The sequence below is a fragment of the Roseomonas sp. USHLN139 genome (assembly GCF_037145735.1).
Lineage (GTDB): Bacteria > Pseudomonadota > Alphaproteobacteria > Acetobacterales > Acetobacteraceae > Pseudoroseomonas.
In genome coordinates this window covers 21,556-47,752 of record NZ_JBBCWY010000009.1, presented here as the reverse complement: position 1 = coordinate 47,752, position 26,197 = coordinate 21,556, and the positions used below count along the sequence as shown (strand labels likewise).

General features: G+C 71.8%; 23 protein-coding genes and 1 tRNA gene. 13 read left to right on the top strand and 11 right to left on the bottom strand.

The genetic code is table 11. The annotated features are described in order from the left end of the window. Window positions 1-58 precede the first annotated feature (58 nt). Complete coding sequence (locus WFI16_RS21540; protein WP_419899916.1) at window positions 59-250, top strand: (2Fe-2S)-binding protein; 192 nt, start codon at window positions 59-61, stop codon at window positions 248-250. Window positions 251-350: 100 nt separating this feature from the next. Beyond that, window positions 351-842, top strand: coding sequence for a bacterioferritin (bfr, locus tag WFI16_RS21535; protein ID WP_419899915.1), 492 nt, complete (start codon window positions 351-353; stop codon window positions 840-842). Between the two features lie 82 nt (window positions 843-924). On the opposite strand, the gene WFI16_RS21530 is transcribed toward bfr, so the two are convergent. The 3 genes from WFI16_RS21530 to WFI16_RS21520 all read right to left on the bottom strand — a co-directional run bounded on the left by WFI16_RS21530 (window position 925) and on the right by WFI16_RS21520 (window position 3,365). Continuing rightward, window positions 925-1,443: a cysteine dioxygenase family protein gene (locus tag WFI16_RS21530; protein WP_419899914.1), complete on the bottom strand. Its 519-nt coding sequence runs from the start codon at window positions 1,441-1,443 to the stop codon at window positions 925-927. 14 nt (window positions 1,444-1,457) lie between these two features. Next, the gene (locus WFI16_RS21525) at window positions 1,458-2,141 is read right to left on the bottom strand and encodes a GntR family transcriptional regulator (RefSeq protein WP_419899913.1); all 684 of its coding nucleotides are present in this window, start codon (window positions 2,139-2,141) and stop codon (window positions 1,458-1,460) included. Between the two features lie 150 nt (window positions 2,142-2,291). Then, window positions 2,292-3,365, bottom strand: coding sequence for a polyprenyl synthetase family protein (locus WFI16_RS21520; protein ID WP_442970718.1), 1,074 nt, complete (start codon window positions 3,363-3,365; stop codon window positions 2,292-2,294). Window positions 3,366-3,497: 132 nt separating this feature from the next. On the opposite strand from WFI16_RS21520, the gene WFI16_RS21515 reads away from it, so the two are divergent. The 5 genes from WFI16_RS21515 (at window position 3,498) to WFI16_RS21495 (ending at window position 10,139) form a co-directional block, all read left to right on the top strand. Continuing rightward, the gene (locus tag WFI16_RS21515; protein ID WP_419899912.1) at window positions 3,498-3,710 is read left to right on the top strand and encodes a putative signal transducing protein; all 213 of its coding nucleotides are present in this window, start codon (window positions 3,498-3,500) and stop codon (window positions 3,708-3,710) included. Continuing rightward, complete coding sequence (locus WFI16_RS21510; RefSeq protein ID WP_419899911.1) at window positions 3,707-4,459, top strand: tRNA1(Val) (adenine(37)-N6)-methyltransferase; 753 nt, start codon at window positions 3,707-3,709, stop codon at window positions 4,457-4,459. Before WFI16_RS21515 ends, WFI16_RS21510 begins: the two co-directional genes overlap by 4 nt. Before the next feature lie 60 nt (window positions 4,460-4,519). Next, window positions 4,520-7,258, top strand: coding sequence for a glycosyltransferase family 4 protein (locus WFI16_RS21505; RefSeq protein ID WP_419899910.1), 2,739 nt, complete (start codon window positions 4,520-4,522; stop codon window positions 7,256-7,258). A gap of 11 nt (window positions 7,259-7,269) precedes the next feature. Beyond that, window positions 7,270-8,286, top strand: a complete 1,017-nt coding sequence (locus tag WFI16_RS21500) for an NAD-dependent epimerase/dehydratase family protein (RefSeq protein WP_419899909.1) — start codon at window positions 7,270-7,272, stop codon at window positions 8,284-8,286. Window positions 8,287-8,735: 449 nt separating this feature from the next. Next, on the top strand, window positions 8,736-10,139 hold the full coding sequence (locus tag WFI16_RS21495; protein WP_419899908.1) for a glycosyl hydrolase: 1,404 nt from the start codon (window positions 8,736-8,738) through the stop codon (window positions 10,137-10,139). 42 nt (window positions 10,140-10,181) lie between these two features. Here WFI16_RS21495 and WFI16_RS21490 read toward each other — a convergent pair whose 3' ends face one another. Together WFI16_RS21490 and alaS are read right to left on the bottom strand one after the other, a co-directional pair. Then, window positions 10,182-11,270, bottom strand: a complete 1,089-nt coding sequence (locus WFI16_RS21490; RefSeq protein ID WP_419899907.1) for a DmpA family aminopeptidase — start codon at window positions 11,268-11,270, stop codon at window positions 10,182-10,184. Next, on the bottom strand, window positions 11,267-13,912 hold the full coding sequence (gene alaS, locus WFI16_RS21485) for an alanine--tRNA ligase (protein WP_419899906.1): 2,646 nt from the start codon (window positions 13,910-13,912) through the stop codon (window positions 11,267-11,269). Before alaS ends, WFI16_RS21490 begins: the two co-directional genes overlap by 4 nt. Window positions 13,913-14,105: 193 nt before the next feature. On the opposite strand from alaS, the gene WFI16_RS21480 reads away from it, so the two are divergent. The 4 genes from WFI16_RS21480 to WFI16_RS21465 all read left to right on the top strand — a co-directional run bounded on the left by WFI16_RS21480 (window position 14,106) and on the right by WFI16_RS21465 (window position 19,533). Next, the gene (locus tag WFI16_RS21480; RefSeq protein WP_419899905.1) at window positions 14,106-15,497 is read left to right on the top strand and encodes a replication-associated recombination protein A; all 1,392 of its coding nucleotides are present in this window, start codon (window positions 14,106-14,108) and stop codon (window positions 15,495-15,497) included. Beyond that, window positions 15,494-15,883, top strand: coding sequence for a fluoride efflux transporter FluC (locus tag WFI16_RS21475; protein WP_419899904.1), 390 nt, complete (start codon window positions 15,494-15,496; stop codon window positions 15,881-15,883). The genes WFI16_RS21480 and WFI16_RS21475 overlap by 4 nt, the downstream gene beginning before the upstream one ends. Before the next feature lie 88 nt (window positions 15,884-15,971). Then, window positions 15,972-16,952, top strand: a complete 981-nt coding sequence (locus WFI16_RS21470) for an RluA family pseudouridine synthase (RefSeq protein WP_419899903.1) — start codon at window positions 15,972-15,974, stop codon at window positions 16,950-16,952. 4 nt (window positions 16,953-16,956) lie between these two features. After that, window positions 16,957-19,533 (top strand): AsmA family protein, encoded by a 2,577-nt coding sequence (locus tag WFI16_RS21465; protein ID WP_419899902.1) that lies wholly within the window; start codon window positions 16,957-16,959, stop codon window positions 19,531-19,533. Between the two features lie 103 nt (window positions 19,534-19,636). On the opposite strand, the gene recA is transcribed toward WFI16_RS21465, so the two are convergent. From recA to WFI16_RS21450, 3 genes are all read right to left on the bottom strand, one after another. Beyond that, window positions 19,637-20,674 (bottom strand): recombinase RecA, encoded by a 1,038-nt coding sequence (recA, locus tag WFI16_RS21460; protein WP_419899901.1) that lies wholly within the window; start codon window positions 20,672-20,674, stop codon window positions 19,637-19,639. A 262-nt stretch (window positions 20,675-20,936) separates the two neighbouring features. Beyond that, window positions 20,937-22,523, bottom strand: a complete 1,587-nt coding sequence (locus WFI16_RS21455; protein ID WP_419899900.1) for an ATP-binding protein — start codon at window positions 22,521-22,523, stop codon at window positions 20,937-20,939. Between the two features lie 49 nt (window positions 22,524-22,572). After that, window positions 22,573-22,797 (bottom strand): hypothetical protein, encoded by a 225-nt coding sequence (locus WFI16_RS21450; protein WP_419899899.1) that lies wholly within the window; start codon window positions 22,795-22,797, stop codon window positions 22,573-22,575. 109 nt (window positions 22,798-22,906) lie between these two features. Here WFI16_RS21450 and WFI16_RS21445 point away from each other — a divergent pair, with 109 nt between their 5' ends. Beyond that, window positions 22,907-23,203 carry a hypothetical protein gene (locus tag WFI16_RS21445; protein ID WP_419899898.1) on the top strand — a complete coding sequence of 99 codons (297 nt, stop codon included), beginning with the start codon at window positions 22,907-22,909 and terminating at the stop codon, window positions 23,201-23,203. A 4-nt stretch (window positions 23,204-23,207) separates the two neighbouring features. Here the strand turns inward: WFI16_RS21445 and speE are convergent, their stop codons facing one another. Then, window positions 23,208-24,077: a polyamine aminopropyltransferase gene (speE, locus tag WFI16_RS21440; RefSeq protein WP_419899897.1), complete on the bottom strand. Its 870-nt coding sequence runs from the start codon at window positions 24,075-24,077 to the stop codon at window positions 23,208-23,210. An 89-nt stretch (window positions 24,078-24,166) separates the two neighbouring features. Beyond that, a complete protein-coding gene (gene speD / locus WFI16_RS21435; RefSeq protein WP_076958632.1) occupies window positions 24,167-24,619 on the bottom strand; it encodes an adenosylmethionine decarboxylase in 453 nt (150 codons plus the stop codon). A gap of 364 nt (window positions 24,620-24,983) precedes the next feature. On the opposite strand from speD, the gene WFI16_RS21430 reads away from it, so the two are divergent. Beyond that, a tRNA-Ser gene (locus WFI16_RS21430) sits at window positions 24,984-25,074 on the top strand. Between the two features lie 64 nt (window positions 25,075-25,138). On the opposite strand, the gene WFI16_RS21425 is transcribed toward WFI16_RS21430, so the two are convergent. Beyond that, window positions 25,139-26,194, bottom strand: coding sequence for a LacI family DNA-binding transcriptional regulator (locus WFI16_RS21425; protein WP_419899896.1), 1,056 nt, complete (start codon window positions 26,192-26,194; stop codon window positions 25,139-25,141). Between the last annotated feature and the right edge of the window lie 3 nt (window positions 26,195-26,197).

The window sequence follows — 26,197 nt, the reverse complement described above, 5'->3', positions numbered from 1 at the left end:
TGCAACTCGAAGTGAGAATGGCTATCAACCGGCATCGTCATTCGACCGGTGCCCCTGCATGTATATCTGCCTCTGCAATGGACTGACCGATGCCCAGATCCGCGGCGCCATCGCCGCGGGTGCCAGCCGGCCGAAGGAGGTCTACGCCGCCTGCAACTGCAACGCGCAATGCGGCTGCTGCACCGGCACCATGCTGTCGATCATCCGTGACCAGCCGGCGGCGGCCAGCGAGGCCGCGGCGGGGGACTGAGACCGCCTCTCACTAGCACTATCAAGCAAAAACAATGGCTTGACCTGAGAATGCAAACTCGGCACCTTCCATCCCCAGAAATCGGGATGGAGTGCCGACCATGCTGCGCGACCCCAAGGTCATCGAGTTCCTGAACACCCAGCTCACCAACGAGCTGACCGCCATCAACCAGTATTTCCTGCATGCCCGCATGCTGGACAACTGGGGCGTGACCAAGCTCGGCAAGCACGAGATGGCGGAATCCATCGAGGAGATGAAGCATGCGGATGAGCTCATCAACCGCATCCTCTTCCTCGGCGGCCTGCCCAATGTGCAGCGCCTCAACCAGATCCTGATCGGCCAGAGCGTGGAGGAAGTCCTCCAGTGCGACCAGAAGCTGGAAGACAAGGCGATCAACGACCTGCGCGACGGCATCGCCCATTGCGAGGCGGTGCGTGACTTCGTGTCGCGCGACCTGATGATGCGGATCCTGATCGACGAGGAGAAGCATGCCGACTTCGTCGACACCCAGTTCGAGCTGATCAAGCAGATCGGCATCGCCAAGTACATTGCGCTGAACAGCGACGCGGCGCCGGACCAGTCGAAGGACTGAAGCCCGCCGCAAGGCGGCGATCGAGGCCCGGGGGAGCCCTCTCCCCCGGGCCTTTTTCATGCGTGCCTCGGGCGGCCAGGCCTCAGTGGGCGTAGACCAGATTCACATCCTCGCCGAAGCGGTCGAAGGCCACGCCATAGACATGGATCGAGATGGCGTCGCAGCCGCCGAGATTGGCCAGACGGTGGATCAGGTCGGGATCGGCCGGGCCAAAGCTGGTGGCGCCGCTCATCCGCAGCACGCTGCCGGTCTGCACCGGCTGCCCCGCCGCATCGGCCTGGTAGAAGCCCTCGGTCAGCATGCCGCGATAGACGCCGAGCGCGCACCAGGTGCGATGCGCGTGCACCGGGCTCATCTGCCCCGGCCGCCAGGCCAGGGCGACGACGGCATAGCCGCCGGCCGGATCGGCATGCAGCAGGTGGCGGACATAGCGGTCCGGATTGCAGGGACAGGCCTTGCCGGCCAGCAGGTCGGGGCTGGCCAGATGCGCGGCGATGGCGGCGGCGACCAGGGCAGGACGCTCGGCCGGATCGGCCGCGGCGGCGGTGGCGATATCGGCCAGCATGGCGGCCAGCGCGTCGCGCGGGGCGATGAAGGACATGGGCGCGGTTCCCGTCAGAGGACCATGGCGGATTCGGGGGTGGTCAGCGCCGCCAGCACCATGCTGCGCGAGGCGCCGACCTGCTGGCGCATGATGCTGGCGGCCTCCTCGGCGCGGCCGAGCGCCAGGGCCTCGATCAGCGCGTGATGCTCATGCGCCATCTCGCCGGTGCGGTCGCGGCGGCGCAGGCCGAGCGCCAGCATGCGGGTGCTCTCGTCCAGCAGCCGGTCGACCTGGCGGGCCAGCCTTCCATTGCCCGAGAGCTCGGCGACGGCAACGTGGAAGGCCTTGTTGGCGTCGAGGAAGGCATGGGTGCTCTCCTCGTCCTCCGGCCGGTAGCCGCAGGCGCAGACGGCATCGAGCCGGCGCAGCTCGGCGGTGTCGACGCGGCCGGCGGCGCGGCGGGCGGCCTCCGGCTCCAGCATCAGCCGCAGGTCGAACACCTCGTGGATGTCGCGGATGGTGACCAGCGAGACGATCCAGCCGCGCCGCGGCACCGCCTGGACCAGGCCTTCCTCGGCCAGCCGGGCCAGCGCCGCGCGCACCGGCGCCTTGCCGAGGCCGAGCAGCTGCGCCGCCGAGGCCTCGCTCAGCGTCTCACCGGGCAGCAGCCGGGTGGTCAGGATTTCCCGCCGCAGCGTGGCCACCGCCTGCTCGGTCAGCGAGGGGGCCGGCTCGACCGGCGTGAGGATGGACATGACAGAGCGATTCCCATGTCACTGACATGTCACGATCACTAAGCCATGACGCCGCCGGCCTGCAAGGCAAAAGCCCTGGCTGCAGCAGCCTGAATGCAGAAAGGGCCGGAGCTTGCGCCCCGGCCCTTCACCTCCGTCCTCGAAAAAGGATCAGCGCGCGCGGGCGATGCAGAACTCGACCACCCCGGTCAGCGCCGCCTTCTCCGGGCCATCCGCGAAGCCGGCCAGGGCGGCGATGGCCAGGTCGCCATAGTGGCGGGCGCGGGCAATGGTGTCCTCGATGGCACGGTGGCGGCCCATCAGGGCCAGCGCCTCGGCCAGGTCACCCTCCTTCTGGTCGCGCTCCTCCAGCACCCGGCGCCAGAAGCCCTTCTCGGCCTCGTCGCCGCGGGCGAAGGCCAGCAGCACCGGCAGGGTGATCTTGCCCTCGCGGAAATCGTCGCCGACCGTCTTGCCCAGCTTCTCCTGCGCTGCCGAATAGTCCAGCGCGTCGTCGACCAGCTGGAAGGCAATGCCCAGGTTGCGGCCATAGCTGTCCAGCGCCTCGGCCTCGGCCCTGGGGCGCTCGGCCACCACGGCGCCGACCCGGGTCGCGGCGGCGAAGAGGGCGGCGGTCTTGCCCTCGATCACGTCCAAATACTGCGCCTCGGTCGAGGTGGTGTCGTTCTGGATGACCAGCTGCAGCACCTCGCCCTCGGCGATGGTGGCGGCGGCGCTGCAGAGGATGTCCAGCACCTCGAGCGAGCCGTCGGCGACCATCAGCTGGAAGGCGCGCGCGAACAGGAAGTCGCCGACCAGCACGCTGGCCTGGTTGCCGAAGACCGCATTGGCGCTGGCCTGGCCGCGGCGCAGGTCGCTCTCGTCGACCACGTCGTCATGCAGCAGGGTGGCGGTGTGGATGAATTCGACGCAGGCGGCGAGGCCGACATGCCGCTCGCCGCGATAGCCGCAGAGCCGCGCCGCCGCCAGCGTCAGCAGCGGGCGCAGGCGCTTGCCGCCGGCCGCGATCAGATGCGCGGCCAGCTGCGGGATCAGTTGCACCGGGCTCTGCATCCGCGCGATGATCAGGCGGTTGCAGGCCTCCAGGTCGTCGCGGACCAGGCCGACCAGGGCGGTCAGCGCATCCTCGGCATCCGGGCGGGCGACCGCCTCGGCCGGGGTGGAAGTCGGGTTCTGGTTCGCGTCCTGGGGCGCGGTGCGCGTCGGCGCGGCGGGGAAGCTCACGCGGCCATTGACCTCTGTGCTGGGGCGGGCACCATAGCCACCGGGGTCCGGGGCAGCAAGGCGCCGCCGCCCGGCCCCGTGCCCCCCCTGCACCCCCGTTCACCCCCTGGCCCTCCCTGGAGTTTGCCGCTGATGCGGATCGTGGCCGAGAGTGCCGACCCCATCCGCCTCTCCTTCCTCGCCGCCCTGCTGACCGATGCCGGCATTCCGAGCCTGCAGCTCGATGCCCATGTCAGCGCGCTGCATGGCGGCATCGGCGCCTTTCCGCGCCGGCTGGGCGTCGCCGCCGAGGATCATGCCAGGGCCCTGGCGGTGCTGCGCCAGGCCGGCCAGATCGGGCCGTGAGCGCGGCCACCGGGGCGGGATTCACCGAGGACAGTCTGCTGGGCGGCGCGGTGCGGCTGCGGCAGCCGCGCGCCGGGCTGCGCGCCGGGCTGGATGCGGTGCTGCTGGCCGCCGCCATCCCGGTGCGGCCCGGCCAGGTGCTGCTCGAAGGCGGCTGCGGCGCCGGCCCGGTCTTCCTGTCGGTGCTGGCGCGGCAGCCGGATCTGCGGGTTTTCGCGGTGGAGCGGGAGGCCTCGCTGGCGGCGCTGGCGCGGGAGAATGCGGCGCTGAACGGTGTCGCCGACCGCGTCACCGTGATCGAGGGCGACATCGCCGACCCGGCCCTGCTGCGCGCGCTGCCACGGCTGGACCATGCCTGCGCCAACCCGCCCTACTGGCCGGATGGCAGCGCCCCGCCCGAGGCGCTGCGCGCCGGCGCCACGCATCACGGCGAAGGCCCTTCGCTCGGCGACTGGGCGCGGGCCCTGGCGAAGCCGCTGGCGCATCGCGGCAGCCTGACCTTCGTGCTGCCGGCCAGCCGCACCGCCGAGGCCGCCGCCGGCCTGCGCGCCGCCCGCTGCGCCGAGGTCTTCTTCCAGCCGCTCTGGCCGCGTGCCGGCCAGGCCGCCCGGCGGTTGCTGATCCAGGGGCGGCGCGGCGGGCGCGGGCCGGACCGCCTGCTGCCGGGCCTGGTGCTGCATGACGAAACCGGCTGGTCGCCCGCGGCCGCCGCCCTGCTGGAGGCGCCACGGCCGCTGCCCTGGCCCTGATCCCGCGCGGCCACGGTGCAGCGATTGCGCCCCTCACGAGGCTGCTTTACGAGGTGTCGCATGAGCGCCGATCTGGACCCTGCCCTCGACGAAGCCGATCCCGACGTCCTGCTGGCGGCCGCCGATCGCCGGCGCGATGCGGCCTCCTGGCAGGAGGCCGCACGGCTCTACGGGCGGGCCGTGGCGCTGCGGCCCGAGGCCTGGCCGCTGATGGTGCAGGAAGGCCATTGCCTGAAGGAGGCCGGCTTCACCGCCGAGGCGCTGGCCCGCTACCTGGCGGCCGAGGCGCTGGCGCCGGAAGACGCCGACCTGCAGCTGCAGATCGGCCATGCCCACAAGATGCTCGGCCAGCGCCCCGAGGCGGCGCGGCGCTATGCCCGCGCCGTGGCGCTCGACCCCGGCAATGCCGATGCCTGGCGCGAGGCCTCGGCCACCACCGCCTGGCTGGACGAGCCGCCGGCCGGGCAGATGCTGCCCGACCTGCTGGCCAGCATGGAAAACCGGGCCCCGGCCGCGCCTGAGCCGGCTCCCGTATCGCCGGCCCCTGCCCCGCCGCCGCTGGCCTTCGCGCCGGAGCCGGCAGCGCCCGAACCCGCGCCTCGGCCTGCCCCGACGCCCGTGCCGCTGCCGCCCGAGGCGCCAGGCCAGCACGCCATCGAGCTGCCCTCGCTGCTGGATCCCGAGCCGGCGCCGAGCGCGGTCGCCCTGCCGCCGCTGTTCGGCGGCGACCCGCTGGCGGCATCGGGCCTCCCGGCCATGCCGGAACCGGCGCCCGCCCCGCCGCCGCCGCCTGCGCCGGTGCCGGCATTCGCCGCGCCGGCTGCCGTGACGCCGCCGCCGATCGCACCGGCCCCGCCGCCACCGCCGCCCGTCGGCTTCGCCCCGCCGGCATCCCCGCCTCCCGCCCCGGCGGCGCCGGCAGCCCCGCCGGCAGCCGCGCCGAGCCTGCTGGCCGAGGCGCCGCGGCCTGGGCGCCGCCAGCGCCAGCCGGCCAGCATCCTGCAGGACGGGGTGCTGAAGCTGTTGCTCGATGTCTCCGACGTGCTGGTCTATTTCGACGGCGCCCGCACGCCGACCGGCATCCAGCGCGTGCAGATGGGCATCGTCCGCCGCGCCATGGCCGAGGCCGCGCCCGTCGGCACGCAGCTGTCGCTGGCCTGCTACGACCCGACCGCGCTGTGCTGGCGGCCGGTCGATGCCGCCGGCTTCACCGCGCTCTGCGCCCTGGCCGCGACCGGCTCGGACGCACAGGAGCCGGGCTGGCTGGCGGCGCGCGACGCGCTGCGCGGCCAGGTCGCCGCCGCCGCGCCAATCGCCTTCCCGGCCGGCGCGGTGCTGGTCAATCTCGGCAATTCCTGGGGCCTGGCCGAGTATTTCCGCGCCCTGCAGGACATGCAGCGGCGCTACGGCCTGCGCTACATCCCCTTCCTGCATGACTGCGTGCCACTGATCGTGCCGGAGCATTGCCGCGCCACCATGGTGCAGGACTATGCCCGCTGGTTCGGCGCCATGGGGCTGCACGCGCATGGCCTGCTGGCCAATTCGGAGAACACCCTGCGCGACGTGCGCCAGCAGCTGGCAGCGATCCTGCCGGGCCTGGCGCTGCCGGGCGAGGTGGTGCGGCTGGATGCCGATCCGCGCGAACTGGCCGCCCCCGCCGAGCCGGCCAGCCTGGAGGCGCTGCGCGTGCTGCGCCATGGCGAGAGTTTTGCCCTCTTCGTCGCCACCATCGAAAGCCGCAAGAACCACCTGCTGGTGTTCAGCGCCTGGCTGCAGCTGCTGCGCCAGCATGGCGCGGCGCGGGTGCCGCGGCTGATCTGCGTCGGCAAGCCCGGCTGGCATGCCGAGGCGGCGCTGACCCTGCTGCGCAATGCGCCGGAGCTGCAGCGCCATATCGTCCTGCTGCCGCATGTCTCCGACCAGGAGCTGGACGCGCTCTACGCCCGCTGCGCCTTCACCGTCTACAACAGCCATTACGAAGGCTGGGGCCTGCCGATCACCGAGGCGCTGGCGCATGGCAAGGTCGTCGTCACGCCGCGGCACTCGGCGCTGACCGAGGCCGGTGGCGACGCGGCGCTCTACTTCACGCCGCAGAGCCTGCCCGACCTGCAGCAGGTGCTGGAGCGGGTGATCTTCGACCTGCCCTTCCGCCAGGCGCAGGAAGCCATCGTGCGCGAGAAGGGCCGGCCGCGCAGCTGGAGCGCGGTGAAGGACCAGGTGCTGACCGCCGTCGCCCGCATGGCCGAGGAAGCCGAGTATCCGCTGGAGGAACGCGCCCAGCTCCGCCTGGGCCAGCACTACCTCACCCGCCGCGCGATGCGGACCCAGCCGGACCTCGCCACCGCCCTGGCCGATGCGGCGCGCGAGGGCCCGGGCTGGCACCGGCTGGAGGAATGGGGCGTCTGGAGCCGCGAGGGCAGCGCCAGCCTGCGCCTGCCGCTGCCACCGGCCGCGGTCGGCACGCCGCTGCGATTGTATCTCGACCTACGCCCGCCCTTCGCGGCCTGCAGCATCAGCCTGCGCTGCGCCGCCGCCGGCACCACGCTGAGCCTGGTGGAACTGCCGCTGACGCCCGGCGCCGACCGCACCTTCATGCTCGACCTGCCGGCCCTGCCCGAGCTGGCGCCGCTGGAGCTCGACTTCGACAGCGGCGCCGGGGTCGAGGCGACCGGGGTGGCGGGCCAGGCGGAATGCCGCATCGGCCTCGGCCTGCGCGGCTTCATGCTCTGCCGCCTGGATGACCATGCGGCGCGGCTGGCTTTCCTGGAACTGCAGAGCTTTCTGCCGGCCGCTCAATAAAGGGTTTGTCTGTGAATACCGATCTTGCGGGCTGCCGCGTGCTGGTCACCGGCGCCGCCGGCTTCATCGGCGCGGCCTTGAGCCAGCGCCTGCTGGCGGAGGGCGCCACGGTGATCGGCGTCGACAACCTGAACGATTACTATGACCCGACGCTCAAGCAGGCGCGCCTGGCCCTGCTCCAGGACCAGCCGGGATTCCGCTTCGAGCGCATGGATCTTTCGGCCGCCGGTGCGCTGACAGCGCTGTGCGGCGAGACGCGGCCGGACCACATGGTGCATCTGGCGGCGCAGGCGGGTGTCCGCTACTCGATCGACCATCCGCGCGCCTATACGGCGGCGAATATCGACGGCTTCCTCGAAGTGCTGGAGGCGGCACGGGCGCATCCGGTGCGGCACCTCGTCTATGCCTCCTCCTCCTCGGTCTATGGCGGCAACACCAAGGTTCCCTTCTCGGAGCGGGACGCGGTGGAGCTGCCGATCTCGCTCTATGCCGCGACCAAGCGCGCCAATGAGCTGATGGCGCAGACCTATGCGCATCTCTACGGGCTGCCGCTGACCGGCCTGCGCTTCTTCACCGTCTATGGCCCCTTCGGCCGGCCGGACATGGCCTATTGGAAGTTCACCCGGGCGCTGCTGGCAGGCGAGCCGATCCCGATCTTCCATGGCGGTGCGCTGCAGCGCGACTTCACCTATATCGACGAGATCGTCGAGGCGCTGGCCCGGCTGACGCCGCTGCCGCCGTCCGCCGCCGACGAGCCCGGCCGGATCGCACCCAGCGTGCCGCACCGCCTGTTCAACATCGGCAATGACTCGCCGGTGACGGTGAACGAGGTGATCCGCCTGCTGGAGGAATGCACCGGCCGCCCGGCCATCCGCGAGGAGCTGCCGATGCAGCCGGGCGATGTCGAGCGCACCTGGGCGGATGTTTCCGCGCTGCGGGCCGCGATCGGCTTCGCCCCCCGCACGCCCCTGCAGGACGGGCTGCGGCGCTTCGTCGACTGGTACCGCGACTACCACCGGATCGGCTGAGCGCCGGCGGCCACTGCCGCCGCCCTCCGCGAAGCCTGCCGGGCCTCAGGCCCTCAACCCGCTGCCTCATGACGCATCCGCAGGACGGGCCGGCGTGCCTTCGCCGGCCCGCCTGCTGCGTCGCGCCAGGCAGTTCCGCATTGCTATCTTTTAAGCATTCGCAACAATCGGCCCCAGGACCTGGTTTTTCATCGATTATTTCCTCCCGCGAAAATCAAACAAATTCAGAAGAAAATTTCGGTATTTCTCGCAATAGGCGACGCTGGCGCTAACATATACTTTCAGAATCTTCCAGAATTGATCTTCACATTTAAACAAGCAGGATGCGACCGCAGGCTGCGCCATTGTTACGGGCGCGGTGTCTGTATCCATTCTCCGCAGGCCGGCATGTCGGGGGCACCGCTGGTGCGGGGCGTGCCGGCGGCTGCGGAAGCAGGGGGCATTGTGTTTTGACGATCCTGGGAGTCTATGGGGCCAACAGCCCCTCCGCGATCCGCGAGTTCGAATCCTTTCTCGGCCGCGAGGTCGATGCGATCCACGGCGTCGTGGGCGGCGCGAACTGGTGGGACTTTACGCAGAGCGCCCAATGGGCGGCGAACGACCTGTGGAAGGACATCGACCGGCCGGTGCTCTGGTCCGTGCCGCTGCTGGTCTGGAACGGCAACCCGACCCTCGAGCAGGCGGCGGCCGGCAACTTCAACGGCTACTACACGGATGTCGCGGAATCGCTGCTGGCCGGCCGGCAGGGCGACAACGACCCGATCTATATCCGCACCGGCTGGGAGAACAATCTCCAGAACTTCCCCTGGAGCTCCGTCGGTCATGAGGACGCCTTCATCGGCGCCTTCCGGCAGTTCGTCGACAGCTTCCGCGACGTCTCCGACCGTTTCCGCTTCGAGTGGAACATCAATCACACCTGGGACGGCGCCGATCCGATGCGCGCCTATCCGGGCGATGCCTATGTCGATGTGATGGGCATGGACATCTACTGGAATGTCGGCCAGCAGGGCTACAACGCCCAGGTCGCCTGGGACCACATGCGCAGCGCGCCGCGCGGGCTGGAGTGGTTCGAGCGGCAGGCCGACGCGCATGGCAAGCCGACGGCCTATTCGGAATGGGGCGTCGACAGCAACGATGCCTCCTTCATCAAGAACATGGAGGCCTGGTTCGAGAGCCATGACGTGGTCTACCAGTCCTACTGGAATTCCAGCGACAACGGCATCGGCAAGCTGACCGACTGGCATATCCCGGTCGCCTCCCAGGCCTTCCGCGACGCCTTCGGTGGGCCTTCCAGCAATGCCGGCCAGGTTGACGGCAATGCCGGCAAGGGCAACGACGTCCCCTCCACCAGCCCCGCCCTGGAGGGCGCCGGTGGCAGCCACACCTACTACGTCAACAGCGAGTACGAGCAGATCCCCCAGGCCGCCAAGGGCGGCATCGACACCGTGGTGACCTGGGTGAAGAACTACACCCTGCCCGAGGGTGTCGAGAACCTGACCTTCTTCGGCACCGGCTGGAGCAAGGGCACCGGCAACAACCTCGACAACGTCATCATCGGCAATGATGCGCCCAACATCCTGAACGGCGGCGGCGGCAACAACCGGCTGACCGGCGGCGGCGGCGCGGACACCTTCATCATCGGCAAGGGCCAGGGCAGCGACACCATCACCGACTTCCGGCCGCATGGCTGGGGCGGCGAGGCCGACACGCTGGTGCTGCAGGGCTTCGGCAGCAACGCCAAGCTCTGGAACACGGGCAACGTCTTCTCGATCCAGGCGGAAGACGGCTCGGTGACGCAGCTCACCCTCGAGGGCGTCCACCATCTCGACGGCCGCGACTACGTCTTCGCGTGAACGAGGCCGCGGCGGGGGCAGACCCCGCCGCGGTCCGGCGGTTCAGCCTCTGCCGGCCAGCACGGCCCGCACCGCCGCGATGTCGATGGCCTCGACCTTCCGCTTCCGCCCGGTGGCGGGGTCGCGGCTTTCGACCGTGGTGGCGGCCAGGAGGGAATTCAGCACCGCCTCCTCCACCGCCTCGATGGCGGCGACGAAAAGCGGCGACATCCTGTCATTCGGCCAGTCCGCCACCCTGCCCTCCGGCGCCGGGCGCCGCACCTCGGGATGGGTGGAGAAGGCGATGGCATAGTCGCCCGAGCCATCGGAGAAAGCCGCGCCGGTGCGGGCCAGCCCGCCCATCGCCCGCAACGCCAGGCGCTGCAGGTTGCGGTCCGACAGCGGCGCGTCGGTGGCGATCACCACCATGACCGAGCCATCGGCATCGCCCTTGTCGGCGTGCTCCTTCAGATAGAATTTGCCGAGGGCGCGGCCGACCGGATGGCCGTCCATCAGCAGGGCGCCGCCATAATTGCTCTGCACCAGCGCGCCGAGGGTGAAGCCGCCCAGCGCCGGCGGCAGCCGGCGCGACGCGGTGCCGATGCCCCCCTTCCAGCCGAAGGCCACCGTGCCGGTGCCGGCGCCGACGCTGCCTTCCTCGACCGGGCCGGCGCTGGCCGTCTCCAGCGCGCGCAGCACGTCCTCGCCGGTCACGCCACGGGTGCGGATATCGTTCAGCCGGCCGTCATTGGTCTCGCCGACCACGGCATTGACCGAGCGGATCTCCTCATGCCCGGGCCGGGAGAGGGTCCAGTCGACCACCGCCTCGACCGCGCGGCCGACGGCCAGGGTATTGGTCAGGACGATTGGCGTCTCGAGCTCGCCCAGCTCCTGCAGCTGGGTGGCGCCGGCCAGCTTGCCGAAGCCGTTGATGGTGGCGAGCCCGGCCGGCACGCGCTGCCGGAACAGGTCGCCGCCATGCGGGCGGATGGCGGTGACGCCGGTGCGGATGAGGTCGCCCTCGATCCGCGTCACCTGGCCCACCAGCACGCCGGCCACGTCGGTGATGGCGTTCAGCGGGCCCGGGGCGAACTGCCCCGGGCGCAGGCCAAGGTCACGGGCGCGGCAGCGTCCGGCAGCCAGCGTGCTCACCCGGCGAGGGCGGCGCGGATGGCATCGAGCGCGGCATCGGCCTTGTCGGCCTCGGGGCCGCCGGCCTGGGCCATGTCGGGACGCCCGCCACCGCCCTTGCCGCCGACCGCGGCCGCCGCGGCGCGCACCAGCACCACGGCATCGGCGCGGCCCTTGGCGGCCTCGGCGACGCCGACGACGATGCTGGCCTTGCCCTCGGCGGTCGAGACCAGCGCCACCACCTCGGCGGTGCCGGCCTTCAGGATGGCATCCGCCAGGCCCTTCAGGTCGCGCGCCGGGGTGTCGCCCAGGTTGCGGGCGGCGAGCGTCACGCTGCCCACCGTCTCGGCCGCGGCGGCGCCGGCGCCGGTGGCCAGCTGCTTGCGCAGCTCGGCCACGTCGCGCTCCAGCTTGCGGCGCTCCTCGGCCAGGGCGGTGATGCGGGCCGGCAGATCGCCGGGGGCGATCTTCAGCAGGCCGGCGGCCTCGCGCAGCAGCTTCTGCTCGGCATCGACCAGGGCCAGCGCGGCCGAGCCGGTCACCGCCTCGACGCGGCGGACACCGGCGGAGACGGCGCTCTCCGAGACGATTTTGAACAGGCCGATATCGCCGGTGCGGCGGACATGGGTGCCGCCGCAGAGCTCGAGCGAATAGACGCCGTGCTTGGCGGTGGCTTCCGGGTCATGGCCCATGCCGACGACGCGGACCTCGTCGCCATATTTCTCGCCGAACAGCGCCATGGCGCCGGCCTCGACCGCGGCTTCCGGGGTCATCAGCCGGGTGACCACCTCGGCATTCTCGCGGATGCGGGCATTCACCTCGGCCTCGGTCCAGGCCAGGTCCTCCGGCGTCATCGGCGTCGGCTGGGAGACGTCGAAGCGCAGCCGGTCCGGGGCGTTCAGCGACCCCTTCTGGGCGACATGCGTGCCCAGGCGGCGGCGCAGCGCCTCGTGCAGCAGATGGGTCGCCGAGTGATGCGCGCGGATGGCGCCGCGGCGCTCATGGTCGAGCTCGGCCAGCACGGCCTTGCCCGGCGCCGCCTCGCCCGCCTCGACGGTGCCGAGATGGATGAACAGGCCGAGCTTCTTCTGGGTGTCGCGCACCGTGATGCGCAGCCCGTCGGCGCCGGTGATGGTGCCGGCATCGCCGACCTGGCCGCCGCTCTCGCCATAGAAGGGGGTCTGGTTCAGCACGACCGCGACCTCGGTGCCGGGGCCGGCCTTCTCGACCACGGCGCCATGGGCGACCACGGCCAGGATCTCGCCCTCGGCCCGCTCGGTCGAATAGCCGAGGAACTCGGTGGCGCCGAGGCGGTCCTTCAGATCGAACCACAGGGTCTCGGTGGCGGCCTCGCCGGAGCCGGCCCAGGCGGCACGGGCGCGCTTCTTCTGCTCGGCCATGGCGGATTCGAAGCCGGCGACATCGACCGCCTTGCCCTCGCCGCGCAGCGCGTCCTGTGTCAGGTCGAGCGGGAAGCCATAGGTGTCGTAGAGGCGGAAGGCCACGTCGCCCGGCAGCGTGCCCTTGTCGCCGAGCTTCTGGCTCTCATCGGCCAGCAGGCCGAGGCCACGCTCCAGCAGGCTGCGGAAGCGGTTCTCCTCCAGCTTCAGCGTCTCGGAGATCAGCGCCTCGGCGCGGACCAGCTCCGGATAGGCGGCGCCCATCTGGCGCACCAGCGCCGGCAGCAGGCGATAGAGCAACGGCTCCTTGGCGCCCATCATATGGGCGTGGCGCATGGCGCGGCGCAGGATGCGGCGCAGCACGTAGCCGCGGCCCTCGTTGGAGGGCATCACGCCATCGGCGATCAGGAAGGCGCCCGAGCGCAGGTGGTCGGCCACCACGCGGTGGGAAATCTTGAACGGCCCGTCGGCGTCCTGCCCGGTCGCTTCCGCGCTGGCCAGGATCAACGCGCGGAAGGTGTCTGTGTCATAGTTGTCGTGCTTGCCCTGCAGGATGGCGGCGAAGCGCTCCAGCCCCATGCCGGTGTCGATCGAGGGGCGCGGCAGCGGGTTGCGCGTGCCGGCCGGCTCCTCGAGGAACTGCATGAAGACCAGGTTCCAGATCTCGATGAACCGGTCGCCATCCTCGTCCGGCGAGCCCGGCGGGCCGCCCGGGATCTTGTCGCCGTGGTCGAAGAAGATTTCCGAGCAAGGGCCGCAGGGGCCGGTATCGCCCATGCGCCAGAAATTGTCGGAGGTCGGGATGCGGATGATACGGCTGTCCGGCAGGCCGGCGATCTTGCGCCAGAGGGCGGCGGCGTCCTCGTCCTCGGAATAGACGGTGACCAGCAGCTTGTCCTTGGGGAGGGCAAAATCCTTGGTCAGCAGCGTCCAGGCATGGGTGATCGCCTGGTCCTTGAAGTAGTCACCGAAAGAAAAATTGCCCAGCATCTCGAAGAAGGTGTGATGGCGGGCCGTATAGCCGACATTGTCCAGGTCGTTGTGCTTGCCGCCGGCACGCACCGACTTCTGCGCGGTGGTGGCGCGCGAATAGGGGCGCTTTTCCTGGCCGGTGAAGACGTTCTTGAACTGGACCATGCCGCTGTTGGTGAACATCAGCGTCGGGTCGTTGCGCGGCACCAGCGGCGAGGATTCCACCACCGTATGGCCATTGCGCGCGAAGTAGTCGAGGAAGGTGGCCCGGATGTCGTTGCTGCTGGTCATCGTCCGCTCTGTCGCCTTCCGCTCTATAGACCTGGGCGTGATATTCCGTGGCCGCTGACGTAGCGCGGCCCGGCCAGGGTGGGAAGTGCCGGGTGCGGAGGGCCGTCGCCGCCGGCCGCTGATCGACGCCCGGCAACCGGCCCCGCAGCTCGCCCCTGGCAGCCTTTGGCGGCTTCGGCGTTATAAGCATGCCATGCCGCGCAAAACCCAGACCGACGACCTGTTCGGCGCATCCCCCGCCGCCTCCGAGACCCCGGCCGAGCCCCTGCTGCCCACTGATGCCCCGCGTCCGCTGGCCGACCGGCTGCGGCCGGCCCGGCTGGAGGAGGTGGTGGGTCAGGCGCATCTGCTCGGCCCCCAGGGCAGCATCAGCCGCATGCTGGAGCGCGGCGCGCTGGCCTCGCTGATCCTCTGGGGCCCGCCCGGGGTCGGCAAGACCACCATCGCCCGCCTGCTGGCGGAGGCGGCGGGGCTGCGCTTCGCCGCGCTCTCGGCGGTCTTCTCGGGGGTCGCCGACCTGAAGCGCGCCTTCGACGAGGCGCGGGCGCGGCGGCGCAGCGGCCAGGGCACGCTGCTCTTCGTCGACGAGATCCACCGCTTCAACCGCGCCCAGCAGGACGGTTTTCTGCCCGTGGTCGAGGACGGGACCGTCACGTTGGTGGGGGCAACGACGGAGAACCCCTCCTTCGCGCTGAACGGCGCCATCCTGTCGCGCTGCCAGGTGATGGTGCTGCGCCGGCTGGATGACGCGGCGCTGGAGCTGCTGCTGTCCCGTGCCGAAGAGGAGACCGGCCAGCCGATGCCGCTCGACGAGGCGGCGCGCGGGGTGCTGCGCGCCATGGCCGATGGCGACGGCCGCTACCTGCTGAACATGGCGGAGCAGCTGCTGGCGCTGCCGGCGGGCAGCCCGATCCTCGATCCGGCCGGCCTGGCCACGCTGCTGGCCAAGCGCGCCGCGCTCTACGACAAGGACCGGGAGGAGCACTACAACCTGATCTCGGCGCTGCACAAGTCGCTGCGCGGATCGGACCCGGATGCCGCGCTCTACTGGTTCTGCCGCATGCTCGAAGGCGGCGAGGACCCCCGCTACATCGTTCGCCGCCTGACCCGCTTCGCCGCCGAGGATGTCGGTCTCGCCGATCCGACCGCGCTGCCGGCCGCCATCGCCGCCTGGGAGACCTATGAACGGCTGGGCTCGCCGGAGGGGGAACTCGCCCTGGCCCAGCTGGTGGTGCATCTCGGCACCGCCCCCAAATCCAACGCGGTCTATGCCGGCTACAACGCGGCCCGGCGCGCGGCCAAGGAGACCGGCAGCCTGGCGCCGCCGCCGCATATCCTGAACGCGCCCACCAAGCTGATGAAGCAGCTCGGCTATGGCCAGGGCTATGCCTATGATCACGAGGCGGAGGAAGCCTTCAGCGGGCAGGATTATTTTCCGGAGGGGATGGAGAGGATGCAGTTCTATCAGCCGGCCGGCCGCGGCCATGAAGCGCGCATCCTGGAGCGGCTGCAGCACTGGGCGAAGCTGCGCGGGGAACGGGCGCAGCAGGAGACGGGACGCGACGACCGGACCCGTCGCGCGTGACCCCCTTCTCGCCCCTCGCCCTACTGCTGGTCGGCCTGGGCGGCGCCACCGGCTCGCTGCTGCGCTACACCCTCGGCGTCTGGTCGCTGTCCTGGTTCGGCGCCTTCCTGCCCTGGGGGACGCTGGCGGTGAATGTCATCGGCAGCGCCGTCATCGGCCTGCTGGGCGGGGCGATCGCCGCGGGCCTGCCCTTCCCGGCCGAGGCGCGGCTGCTGGGGATCACCGGCATTCTCGGCGGCTTCACCACCTTCTCGGCCTTCTCCCTCGATACCGGTGTGCTATGGCAGCGCTCGCCCGGCCTGGCGCTGGGCTATCTGGCGGCGACGCTGGGGCTCGGCCTCGGCGGCTTCGCCCTCTGCTACGCCCTCGGGCGCCGTCTGTTCTGACCGGATCGCGCCCCTGCCCCGGAACGGCCACGCTTCCGACCCTGGCGGCCCCCCTGCTACAAGCCGCCCCGCACGTATAGAGACTGTCATGACCATCCAGCACCGCACCGTCCATGCCGCGGACGCCGATTCCCGCCTGGACCGCTGGTTCCGCCGGCACTTCCCGCAGCTGACCCAGGGGGCGCTGCAGAAAATGCTGCGCACCGGCCAGGTGCGCGTCGACGGCAAGCGCGCCGAGGCCAATACCCGCCTCGCCCGCGGCCAGGAGATCCGCATCCCGCCGCTGCCCGAGGGGCCGGCGCCGGAGCCGGTGGCGCGCGACCGCCAGGTCTCGGCCGAGGATGCGAAGGCGCTGGAGCAGATGATCCTGTACCGCGACGACAGCATCATCGCGCTGAACAAGCCGCATGGCCTGCCGGTGCAGGGCGGGCCGAACATCAAGAAGCACCTGGACGGCATGCTGGACGCGCTGTGCTTCGAGAAGGAGGAGCGGCCGCGGCTGGTCCACCGCCTCGACCGGGACACCTCCGGCGTCATCCTGCTGGCGCGCGACGCCGGCTCGGCCAGCCGCCTGGCCGCCGCCTTCCGTGGCCGCGACGCCGAGAAGACCTACTGGGCCATCGTGGTCGGCCAGCCACAGTTCCAGGGCGGCCGCATCGACATGCGGCTGGTCAAGCAGGGCGGCGGCCCGATGGGCGAGCGCGTCGTCCCGGCCGAGGGCCGCGATGGCGTGCATGCGATCACCGAGTTCAGCACGGTCGACGTCGCCCGCCGGCACGCTACCTGGCTGGAGCTGAAGCCGCTGACCGGCCGCACCCACCAGCTGCGCGTCCACTGCGCGGCGGCGCTGGAATGCCCGATCCTGGGCGACGGCAAGTATGGCGGCCATGCCGCGCATCTGGAGGGCATGTCGCACGCCCTGCACCTGCATGCCCGCGCCATCAGCGTGCCGCACCCCGAGGGCGGCACGCTGGAGGTGACCGCGCCGCTGCCGCCGCACATGCTGGAGAGCTTCGCCACGCTGGGCTTCGAGAAGCCGCGCAACACCGCGCCGAAGCGCCGGGGCTGACCGCATGGCCCCGCCCCGCCGCCGGCGCGGCCGCGCTGCGCTGATCACCGTCGCCGTCATCGTCGCGGTGCCGGCGCTCGCCTGGGGCGGGCTCAGCCTGCTGCTGCGCGACGAGGTGCTGCGGCCACGGGTCATCGCCGCGGTGGAGCAGGCGACCGGGCGCAGCCTGACCCTGTCCGGCCCGATCGGCATCAAGCTGTCGCTGGTGCCCACCGTGACGCTGCAGGGCGTGACACTGTCCAACGCGCCCGGCGGCAGCCGGCCCGAGATGCTGACGGCGCAGCGCGTCGAGGCGGAGCTGGCGCTGCTGCCGCTGCTGTCGCGCAAGCTGGCCTTCGAGCGGCTGACGCTGGTGCAGCCCGACCTGCTGCTGGAGCTCGACAGCAATGGCCAGGGCAACTGGCGCTTCGGCCCGCCGCGCGCGCCGAGCCCGACCCCCTCGGCCGGCCCGGCGACGCCCGCCGCCGAGCCGCTGGCGCTGACCGTCGCCGCCATCGAGATCGAGGGCGGCCGGTTCACCTGGCGCGATGCGCGGCAGGACCGCGCCGAGACGCTGGAGATCCGCCGTTTTGCGCTGCAGGCAGCGGAACCGGCCGGGCCGATCACCTTCGAGGGCCAGCTCGGCCTGCGCGGCGTCGCGCTGCGGCTGGAAGGGCAGAGCGGCCCGCTGCCGCGGCTGCTCGGCGCCAGCGCCACGCCCGAGGAATGGCCGCTGCGTCTGGCCATGGCGGCGCCCGGCATCCAGCTCGTCGCCGAGGGCGCCGCGCGCCAGCCGGAATCGCTCGGCGGCTGGCACCTGTCGGTCAATGCCACCGCCGATCGCGGCGATCGGCTGGCGCCGTTCCTGGGCGCCGGCGTGCTGCCGCCGATCACCGGGCTGGACGTCACCGCCGAGCTCGCCGATCCCGGCCAGCCCGGCCCGGTGCAGGTCAACCGGCTGAACGCCCGGCTGGCCACCGCCGAGCTGTCGCGCTGGATGCCCGGGCTGACGCTCGGCGCCACCAGCCTGACCATCGGGGCCGCCGGCCAGCCCGCCAGCCTCGCCGCGGCCCTGACGCTGCGGGGCCTGCCGCTGCAAGCCGAGGCCAGCCTGCCCGCCCTGCCGGTCCTGCTGGCCGATGTCGCCTGGCCGCTGCGCCTGACGCTGCGCGGCCAGGGCATGGAGGCGACACTGGACGGCCGCCTGGCGGGCCCCGCGCTGCGCGGCGCCAGCGGCGAGCTGAATGCCAGCATCAGCGACACCGCCCCGCTGCTGCAGGCCTTCGCCCTGCCCGCCCCACGGCTGACCGAAGCGCGGCTGAGCGCCCGGCTGGGTGCGCCCGGCGAGCGGCTGGTGCTCGAGGGGCTGCGGCTGCAATCGCGCCAGGCCGTGCTGGAGGGCGAGGCCAGCCTGCGCCTGGCCGGGCCGCGCCCGCAGCTCTCCGCCCGGCTGGCGGCGCAGCGGCTGGATCTGGATTCGCTGCTCGACGCGCCGCCGCCGGCACCCGCCCCCGCGGCCACACCAAGCGGGACGCCCGCGCCCGCCGTGCCGGCGGTGCCGCCGCGCCCGGCCTCGCCGCCACCGCCGGCCGCCGCCGCGCCGGAGGGCCGGCGCGTCATTCCGGCCCTGCCCCTGCCGCTGCAGGGGCTGCGCGCGCTCGATGCCGATCTGCAGGTGAACGCCGCTGAGGTGCTGGCCGGCGGCGTCCCCTATCGCGACGTGCGCGGCACGGTGAAGCTGGCCGAGGGCCGGCTGGCGCTCGATCCCTTCGGCCTGTCGCTGCCGGGCGGCCGGATCGGCGGGCGCTTCGGCGCCGATGCCAGCAGCGATCTGCCGCGGCTGAGCCTGGCCTTCCGGCATGACGGCGCCGGGCTGGACCTGCGCCCCCTGCTGCAGGGCTATGGCCTGCCGCCGCAGGGCAGCGGCAGGCTGGAGGCCGAGGCCGACCTGTCCGGCAGCGGCGCCGATCTGCGCGCCGTCGCCGGCAGCCTGACCGGCACGGCCAGCCTGGCCATGGCCAATGGGCAGATCGACAACCGGCTGCTGGCCTCGCTGGCCGGCGACCTGCGCCGGCTGCTGCTGCCCAATGCGCCGACCGAGGGCGGCACCGCGCTGCGCTGCCTGGCGCTGCGGCTGAACTTCCGCGACGGCATCGGCCGGCCGCAGGCGATGCTGGTGGAGACCGGCCTGGCCGATGTGGTCGGCAGCGGCGAGGTCAATCTGAAGGAGGAGCGGCTGGCGCTGCGGCTGCTGCCGCAGATCCGGCTGGGCGGCATCGGGCTGAGCGCGCCGGTGCAGGTCGGCGGCAGCCTGGCGGCGCCGAGCTACCGGCTGGATTCGGGCGGCGTGCCCGAGGCGGCGGCCGGCATCGTCGGCGACCTGGTGGCGCGCCAGGCGGAGAACCAGGGCGGCATCCTCGGCCAGCTGGCGCAGCAGCTGGCCGGCAGGCCGGCGGGCAGCCTGCCGGATTGCGCGCAGCAGCTGGCGGTGGCCCGCGGCGGCCGCAACGGCCCGGTGCCGCCGGAGCAGCGCCGCGCCACCGGCGACCAGCCGCAGCGGGCCAGCCCCGCCGACCTGCTGCGCAACCTCTTCGGCCGGTAAGGCAAAAAGAGAGGGGCACCTTGCGGCGCCCCTCCCCCAAACCCGCGCTGCGACCGGGCCATTTCACCCGCCGTCTCCACCCGACGGCGGCAGCCCGAAAGAATCACTCGGCGGCGGCTTCCTCGGGCTCGTTCTCGCCGACCAGCATGGTGTTGGCGATCAGGCCGGCCTGGGCGCGGACCCGCTGCTCGACGCTGTCGGCCACCTGCGGGTTGTCGCGCAGATACTGCTTGGCGTTCTCGCGGCCCTGGCCGATGCGCTGGCTGTCGCAGCTGAACCAGGCGCCCGACTTCTCGATGATGCCGGCCTTGACGCCGAGATCGAGCAGCTCGCCGACCTTGGAGATGCCCTCGCCATACATGATGTCGAACTCGACCTGCCGGAACGGCGGGGCCATCTTGTTCTTCACCACCTTGACGCGGGTCTGGTTGCCGGTGACCTCCTCGCGGTCCTTGATCTGGCCGATGCGGCGGATCTCCATGCGCACCGAGGCGTAGAACTTCAGCGCGTTGCCGCCGGTGGTGGTCTCCGGATTGCCGAACATCACGCCGATCTTCAGGCGGATCTGGTTCAGGAAGATCAGCAGCGTGTTGGAGCGCGACACCGAGCCGGTCAGCTTGCGCAGCGCCTGGCTCATCAGCCGAGCGTGCAGGCCGACATGGCTGTCGCCCATCTCGCCCTCGAGCTCGGCGCGCGGCACCAGGGCGGCGACGGAATCGACCACCAGCACGTCCACCGCGCCGGAGCGCACCAGCGTGTCGCAGATCTCCAGCGCCTGCTCGCCGGCATCCGGCTGGCTGATCAGCAGGCTGTCGACATCGACGCCCAGCTTGCGCGCATAACCGGGATCGAGCGCGTGCTCGGCATCGATGAAGGCGCAGGTGCCGCCGCGCTTCTGCGCCTCGGCGATGGCATGCAGCGCCAGCGTGGTCTTGCCCGAGCTCTCGGGGCCGTAGATCTCGATGATGCGGCCCTTGGGCAGGCCGCCGATGCCCAGCGCCAGGTCGAGGCCCAGCGAGCCCGAGGGCACCACCTCGATCTCGTCCGACTGCTGCTTGGCGCCCATGCGCATGATCGAGCCCTTGCCGAAGGCCCGTTCAATCTGGCTGAGCGCAGCGTCGAGCGCCTTGTTCTTATCCATGTCTCGGAACCCCTTCGCCTCAGGCTGTCTCTGTGATCGGTGCCATGTCCGTGGCCGTTGCCACGCATGGCCTGTACCGTGATGGTGTATCTCGCCCCGCCGGCCGCCGGTGCCAAGTGCCGGCTGCGGCCCCCGCGAAAGAAGATCACTATTCCGTTACTATCGTGGAAGGATTTGCGCGCTTCAAGCGAAAGCGGCGCGCCATCCGACCTTCCTCGCGTTCGCTATATGTTCGCTTTTACCCCGTTCCGCAAGGGGCGTTTCAGCCCGCCGCCGGCGCCATTTCGGGCGGCCCTTCCGGCGGCAGGATGGCCCGCACCTGCGCGACCAGCTCGGCCGGGGCATAGGGCTTGGCGAGGAAATGCGGCGGGCTGGCGCCGGCCAGGCCGTCCTCCACCATGGAGGGAGCATAGCCGCTGACCAGCAGCACCGCCATGTCCGGAAAGCGCGGCCGCAGCAGCCGGGCCAGGGCGACGCCGTCCATCCCGGGCATGACCACGTCGGAGACCAGGAGGGCGGGCGACAACCGCTTCGACTCGATCAGGGCGAGCGCGGCCTCGGCATCCTCCGCCACCTCCACCGTCCAGCCGGCGCGGCGCAGCGCCCGCTCGGCCAGGCGGCGCAGCGGCGCCTCGTCCTCCACCAGCAGCAGGGTATGCGGGCCGGCCGGGCCACCCGGCGCCGTCGAGGCGGAGGCCGCGGCGGCAGGCGGCGGCGCCGGGCGGGCGCCCGCCTCGACCCGCGGCAGCAGGATGCGGAAGCAGGTGCCCTGCCCCGGCCGGCTGCGCACGGTGATGAAGCCGCCGGATTGCCGCAGGATGCCGTGCACCGTCGCCAGGCCCAGCCCGGTGCCGCCCTGCTGCGGGCGGCCGGTGAAGAAGGGCTCGAAGATCCGCGGCAGCAGCGCGGGCGGGATGCCCTGGCCGGTATCCTCGACTTCCAGCACCGTCCAGCGGCCGGGCGGGATATCCTCCGGCGCGGCCGGCTCGGGCTGCAGCAGCAGGGCGCGGCCGGTGCGCAGGGTCAGCCGGCCGCCTTCCGGCATCGCCTGCCGGGCGTTCATCGCCAGGTTCATCAGCACGCGGTCGAGCTCGGAGGGATCGATCAGCACCGAGCGGCCGGGCTGGTCGAGCTCCAGCTCCAGGCTGATGCCGCGGCCGAGCAGCGGGCGCAGCAGCGAGGCCATCCCCTCCACGGCGGCGTTCAGCGAGACCAGCCGCGGCGCCAGCACCTGCTGCCGCGCATAGGCCAGCATCTGCTGCACCAGGGCGGCGCCGCGGCGGGCCGCGGCCTGAACCTGGCCGAGCTCGGCGGCCAGCCCCGGATCGGCGGTGGCGCCGGGATGGCGGAGCGCGTCCTCGGTCGCGCCCAGCACCACGCTCAGCAGGTTGTTGAAGTCATGCGCGATGCCGCCGGCCAGGGTGCCCAGCGCCTGCAGCCGGTCGGCCTCGGCCAGGCGGGCGACCAGGCTCTGGCGCTGCGCCAGGTCCTGCTGCAGCAGCAGCACCGCGTCGCCGCCCGGCAGGCCGATCCGGTGCGGGGCCATCGGACTGCGCGCCCGGCCCTCCGGCACGGCCAGCCAGAGCTCGGCCGGCGCCGCCCCCCCGCCCTGCCAGGCGCGGAAGGCGGCCTGCGACTCGCCATCGAACAGCCGGTGGGCCGCCATGCCCGGACGCACCGGCAGGGCCGGGCCGAGCGCCAGGCGCAGCGCGGCATTGGCGTCGCGCACCTGCCAGGCGGGGTCGAGCCAAAGCGCCGCCTCGGGCAGGCCGGCGAAGAGCGCCTCCAGGCCACCGCGGCGTCCGCGGCCTTTCCCGCGATGGTCAGTCCAGCGTTCGATCAGACGCATGATTCGACGACGTAACATCATCGGGGCGCGCGCCCGCAAGCGGGAACCGTCAGCGCGGCCGGGTCATCAGGGCGATGGCCTCGCTCAACAGGGCATGGCTGGCGCCGAGCGCGGCGCGGCTGGCCCTGGCCTCCGCGCCCGCCGGCGGGCCGGGCTCCGGACCCGCCGCGGGCGAGGAACCCGCCCCCTGCCCGGCCAGCGACCGGGCGCGCGCGAGCAGCCGCTCCGACTGGCCGGCCAGCCGTGCGGCGCCGCGCCGCAGGGCTTCCTCCATCTCCATCCCGCCTCTCCCCGCTGGGCGCGAGACGGCAGGATGGGGGATGGGGATGAGCGCCGGGTTAAGCGTGACCGGATCTTAACGCGGGTCGCGGCATGGAAGGCGCATGTCGCAAGTCCCCTCCGACGCCGTCGCGGCCGCCGCCGAAACCCTGCGCAACACCCTGGTCCTGGCCCGGGCGCTGGCGCTGGCCGGCCGGCAGGTCGACCTGAGCGGCCTGGACCAGGAGGTGGCCCTGCTCTGCGCGGCGGCCCTCACCCTGCCGGCCAGCGGGCAGGAGACGGCACGCCAGGCGCTGATCGCGCTGCGCCTGGCGGTCGAGGCGCTGCTCGCCGCCCTGCCGCCGGACGACGAAAGGGGCCGGGCGTCGCCGCCCGGCCCCTCCCGCAGAACATCCGGCTGAGGCTTCAGGCCTTGGGCAGGTGCTTGCTGATATAGGGCGGCAGGTTGAAGGCGCCGGTGTGGATCTCCGGCGTCCAGTACTCGGTGGTGCCGAGGATGCCGGCCGCCTCGGCGCGGGCGCGGATGGTGGCGGTGTCGACCTGGCGCAGCGAGGCGTCCTTGGCCGACCAGCCCAGCGTCATGAAGCCGCCGACATAGGTCGGCACCGCCGCGACATAGGCGTAGATGTCGGCGAAGACCTTGCCGCGGCGCAGCGAGGTCTCGGCCAGTTCCTCGGCCTGCATCAGCGGCACGCCGCACTGGTTGACGATCAGCCCGCGGTCGGAGAGCAGCCGCGCCGCATTGGCGTAGAACTCGTCGGTGAACAGCACCTCGCCGACGCCGATCGGATCGGTGGAATCGACGATGACAACATCGAAGCTGCCGGCCTCGGCCTTGCGGACATAGTCGATGCCGTCGCCGACGATGACCTCGGCGCGCGGATCGTTCCAGGCGTCGCCGGCGATGTCGGGCATGTGCTCCTTGCAGAGACGGATCACCTCGCCGTCGATCTCGACCATCACGGCCTTCTCGACATTGCGGTGCTGCAGCACGCGCTTCAGCACGCCGCCATCGCCGGCGCCGATGATCAGCACGCGCTTGGCGTCGCCATGCGCCAGCAGCGGCACGTGGGTCAGCATCTCCTGGTAGACGAACTCGTCCTTCTCGGTGATCTGCGTGACGCCGTCGAGCAGCATCACCCGGCCATGGCTGTAGCTCTCGAAGAGCATGATGTCCTGGAACTCGCTCTGCACCCGCGCCAGCTCGCGCTTGACCAGGAAGCGCTGGCCCCAGTCGGGATAGAGGGTCTCGTTCACCCAGGAATCGGTCGGCATGGCTAAATCCTCGGAAGGGGAAACATGCGAAGAGGGCGGGACCCTAAGGTCCCGCCCTCTGCCGCGTCACGTGACAGATAGGCGGCGTGTCAGCCGATCAGGCCGCGCTTGTGCTCGGCGAGCTGCACGCGCTCGGGCTGGAAGCCCTTCTTCAGCACCGGCACCGCGAGGTACGGGTTGCAGACGCCGCAGACGAAGATGTCCAGCGCGGCATAGGCGCGCTCCGGCCAGGTGTGGATCGACACATGGCTCTCGGCGAGCACCAGCACGCCCGAGACGCCGTCCGGCGCGAAGTGGTGGAAGTGGCCATGCAGGATGGTCGCGCCGGTCTCGATCGCCGCCTCACGGAGGACGGCATCGATATGGGCGGGATCATCGAGATTCGTGGCACCCCACAGATCAATGATCAGATGCGTGCCGGCGAAGCGCACACCGTCGCGCTCAACGAAGTGGTCCTTCGCCTCGGCGCGGATATCGACAGACTGGGCTTCGCTCGGGCTGTTATCCGAAACCATCCCCAGCGGAGAAACGAGAGCGTCCATGGGCTGCGGGCTCCTTCCCACCAGAAGATGACCAGGGTGGTCGTTTCCGACCAGGTCAACGGCGCCGCATATGGGGCATGGGGGTCCCCCCCCGCAAGAAAAATCGGGACTTTGAGGCCGAAAAAAACGCGGGTCCTTCCTGCGTTCGGCGCGTATCTCGTCTCGCCGCCCCCCGGGGGCCTCGAGAAATACCTCCTGTGACCCGGTGGGGGCCGCCGGAAAAACTCCAGTCCCCGCTGCCTGGCCGGCTCGCCCGCCCGGCGGTACCGGCAACCGCGCCAGCCGGCCAGCGCGCCTTCGCGTAAAGGGCCGCGCGAAACCCCTTGCCGGCCGCAGAAAGGCTGCTATACCCCGCCGCCTAGCGGGATCGGTGGCCGAGCGGTCGAAGGCGCACGCCTGGAAAGTGTGTATACCTCAAAAGGGTATCGTGGGTTCGAATCCCACCCGATCCGCCAGATGCTTCCCCGGTCGCCCTTCGGGCCGCCCGCTGCATCTTCCCAGATTTTCCCCGCGCCAAGCCTAGGGCAGGTTCTCCCGGAACAGCACCTCGCTGCGCGCCGGCTCGACATCCTGCAGCGCCGGACGGCCGGCGCGCAGATTGGCGAAGACGCGGGCGCAGTCGAGCAGCGCGGCGCGCGGATTCTGCGTGATCACCGCCTCCATCGTGCCGTCGATCAGCATGGCGCGGCATTCCGGCGTCAGCCCATGGCCGATGAAGACCACCGCCTGGTCACGCCGCGCCTCGCGCAGCGCGCGGCCGATCCCCTCGGCCCCGCCGCCGACGCTGTAGATGCCGTCGAGATCCGGATGGCCGGCCAGCAGCATCCGCGTCTGCCGGTAGTTCTGCGCCGGCTCGTCATGGCCTTCGCGCACGGCGACGATGCGGATCTCCGGCGCCACCTCGTCGAACAGCTGCAGCACGCCCATCTCGCGCTCCTGATGTGCGCGGTAGCTGAGGCTGCCGGCGATGACGGCGACCTTGGCCGGCCGGCGGCCGAGGAAGCGCGCCATCAGGAAGCCGGCCAGCCGCCCCGCCGCGCGGTTGTCGAGGCCGATATAGGCGGCGCGCGGCGCATGGCCGATGTCGGAGATCAGCGTCACCACCGGCACGCCGCGCGCCGCCAGCTGCTTCACCGCCTCGCGCACCGCCGGATGCTCGATCGCCATGAAGGCGATGCCGTCGGCCTCCGCGCCGGCGCGCAGCAGGTGGCGCGCCAGCAGCGCCGGATCGAAGCTGCGCACCGGCTCGACGCGGGCGGTGACGCCGAAGGGGGCAAGCAGCGCCTCCGCCTCGGCGATCATCCTGCCGAGCAGGGCAAGGAAGCGGTTGCCGCCGGCCGGCAGCAGGAAGACCAGCCGCATCGGCCGCTGGGCCAGCGCCGGATGCGGCGCCAGGTCCGGCGGCAGATAGGCCAGCGCCTCGGCGGCTTCCATCACCCGCGCAACGGTGGCCGGCCGCACCCCGGGCCGCCGGTTCAGCACCCGGTCGACCGTTGCCGGCGAGACGCCGGCGCGCCGCGCCACGTCGACCACCCGCGGCAGGTTCCTTGAGGCGGCCGCGGCCGGAGAATCCATCAA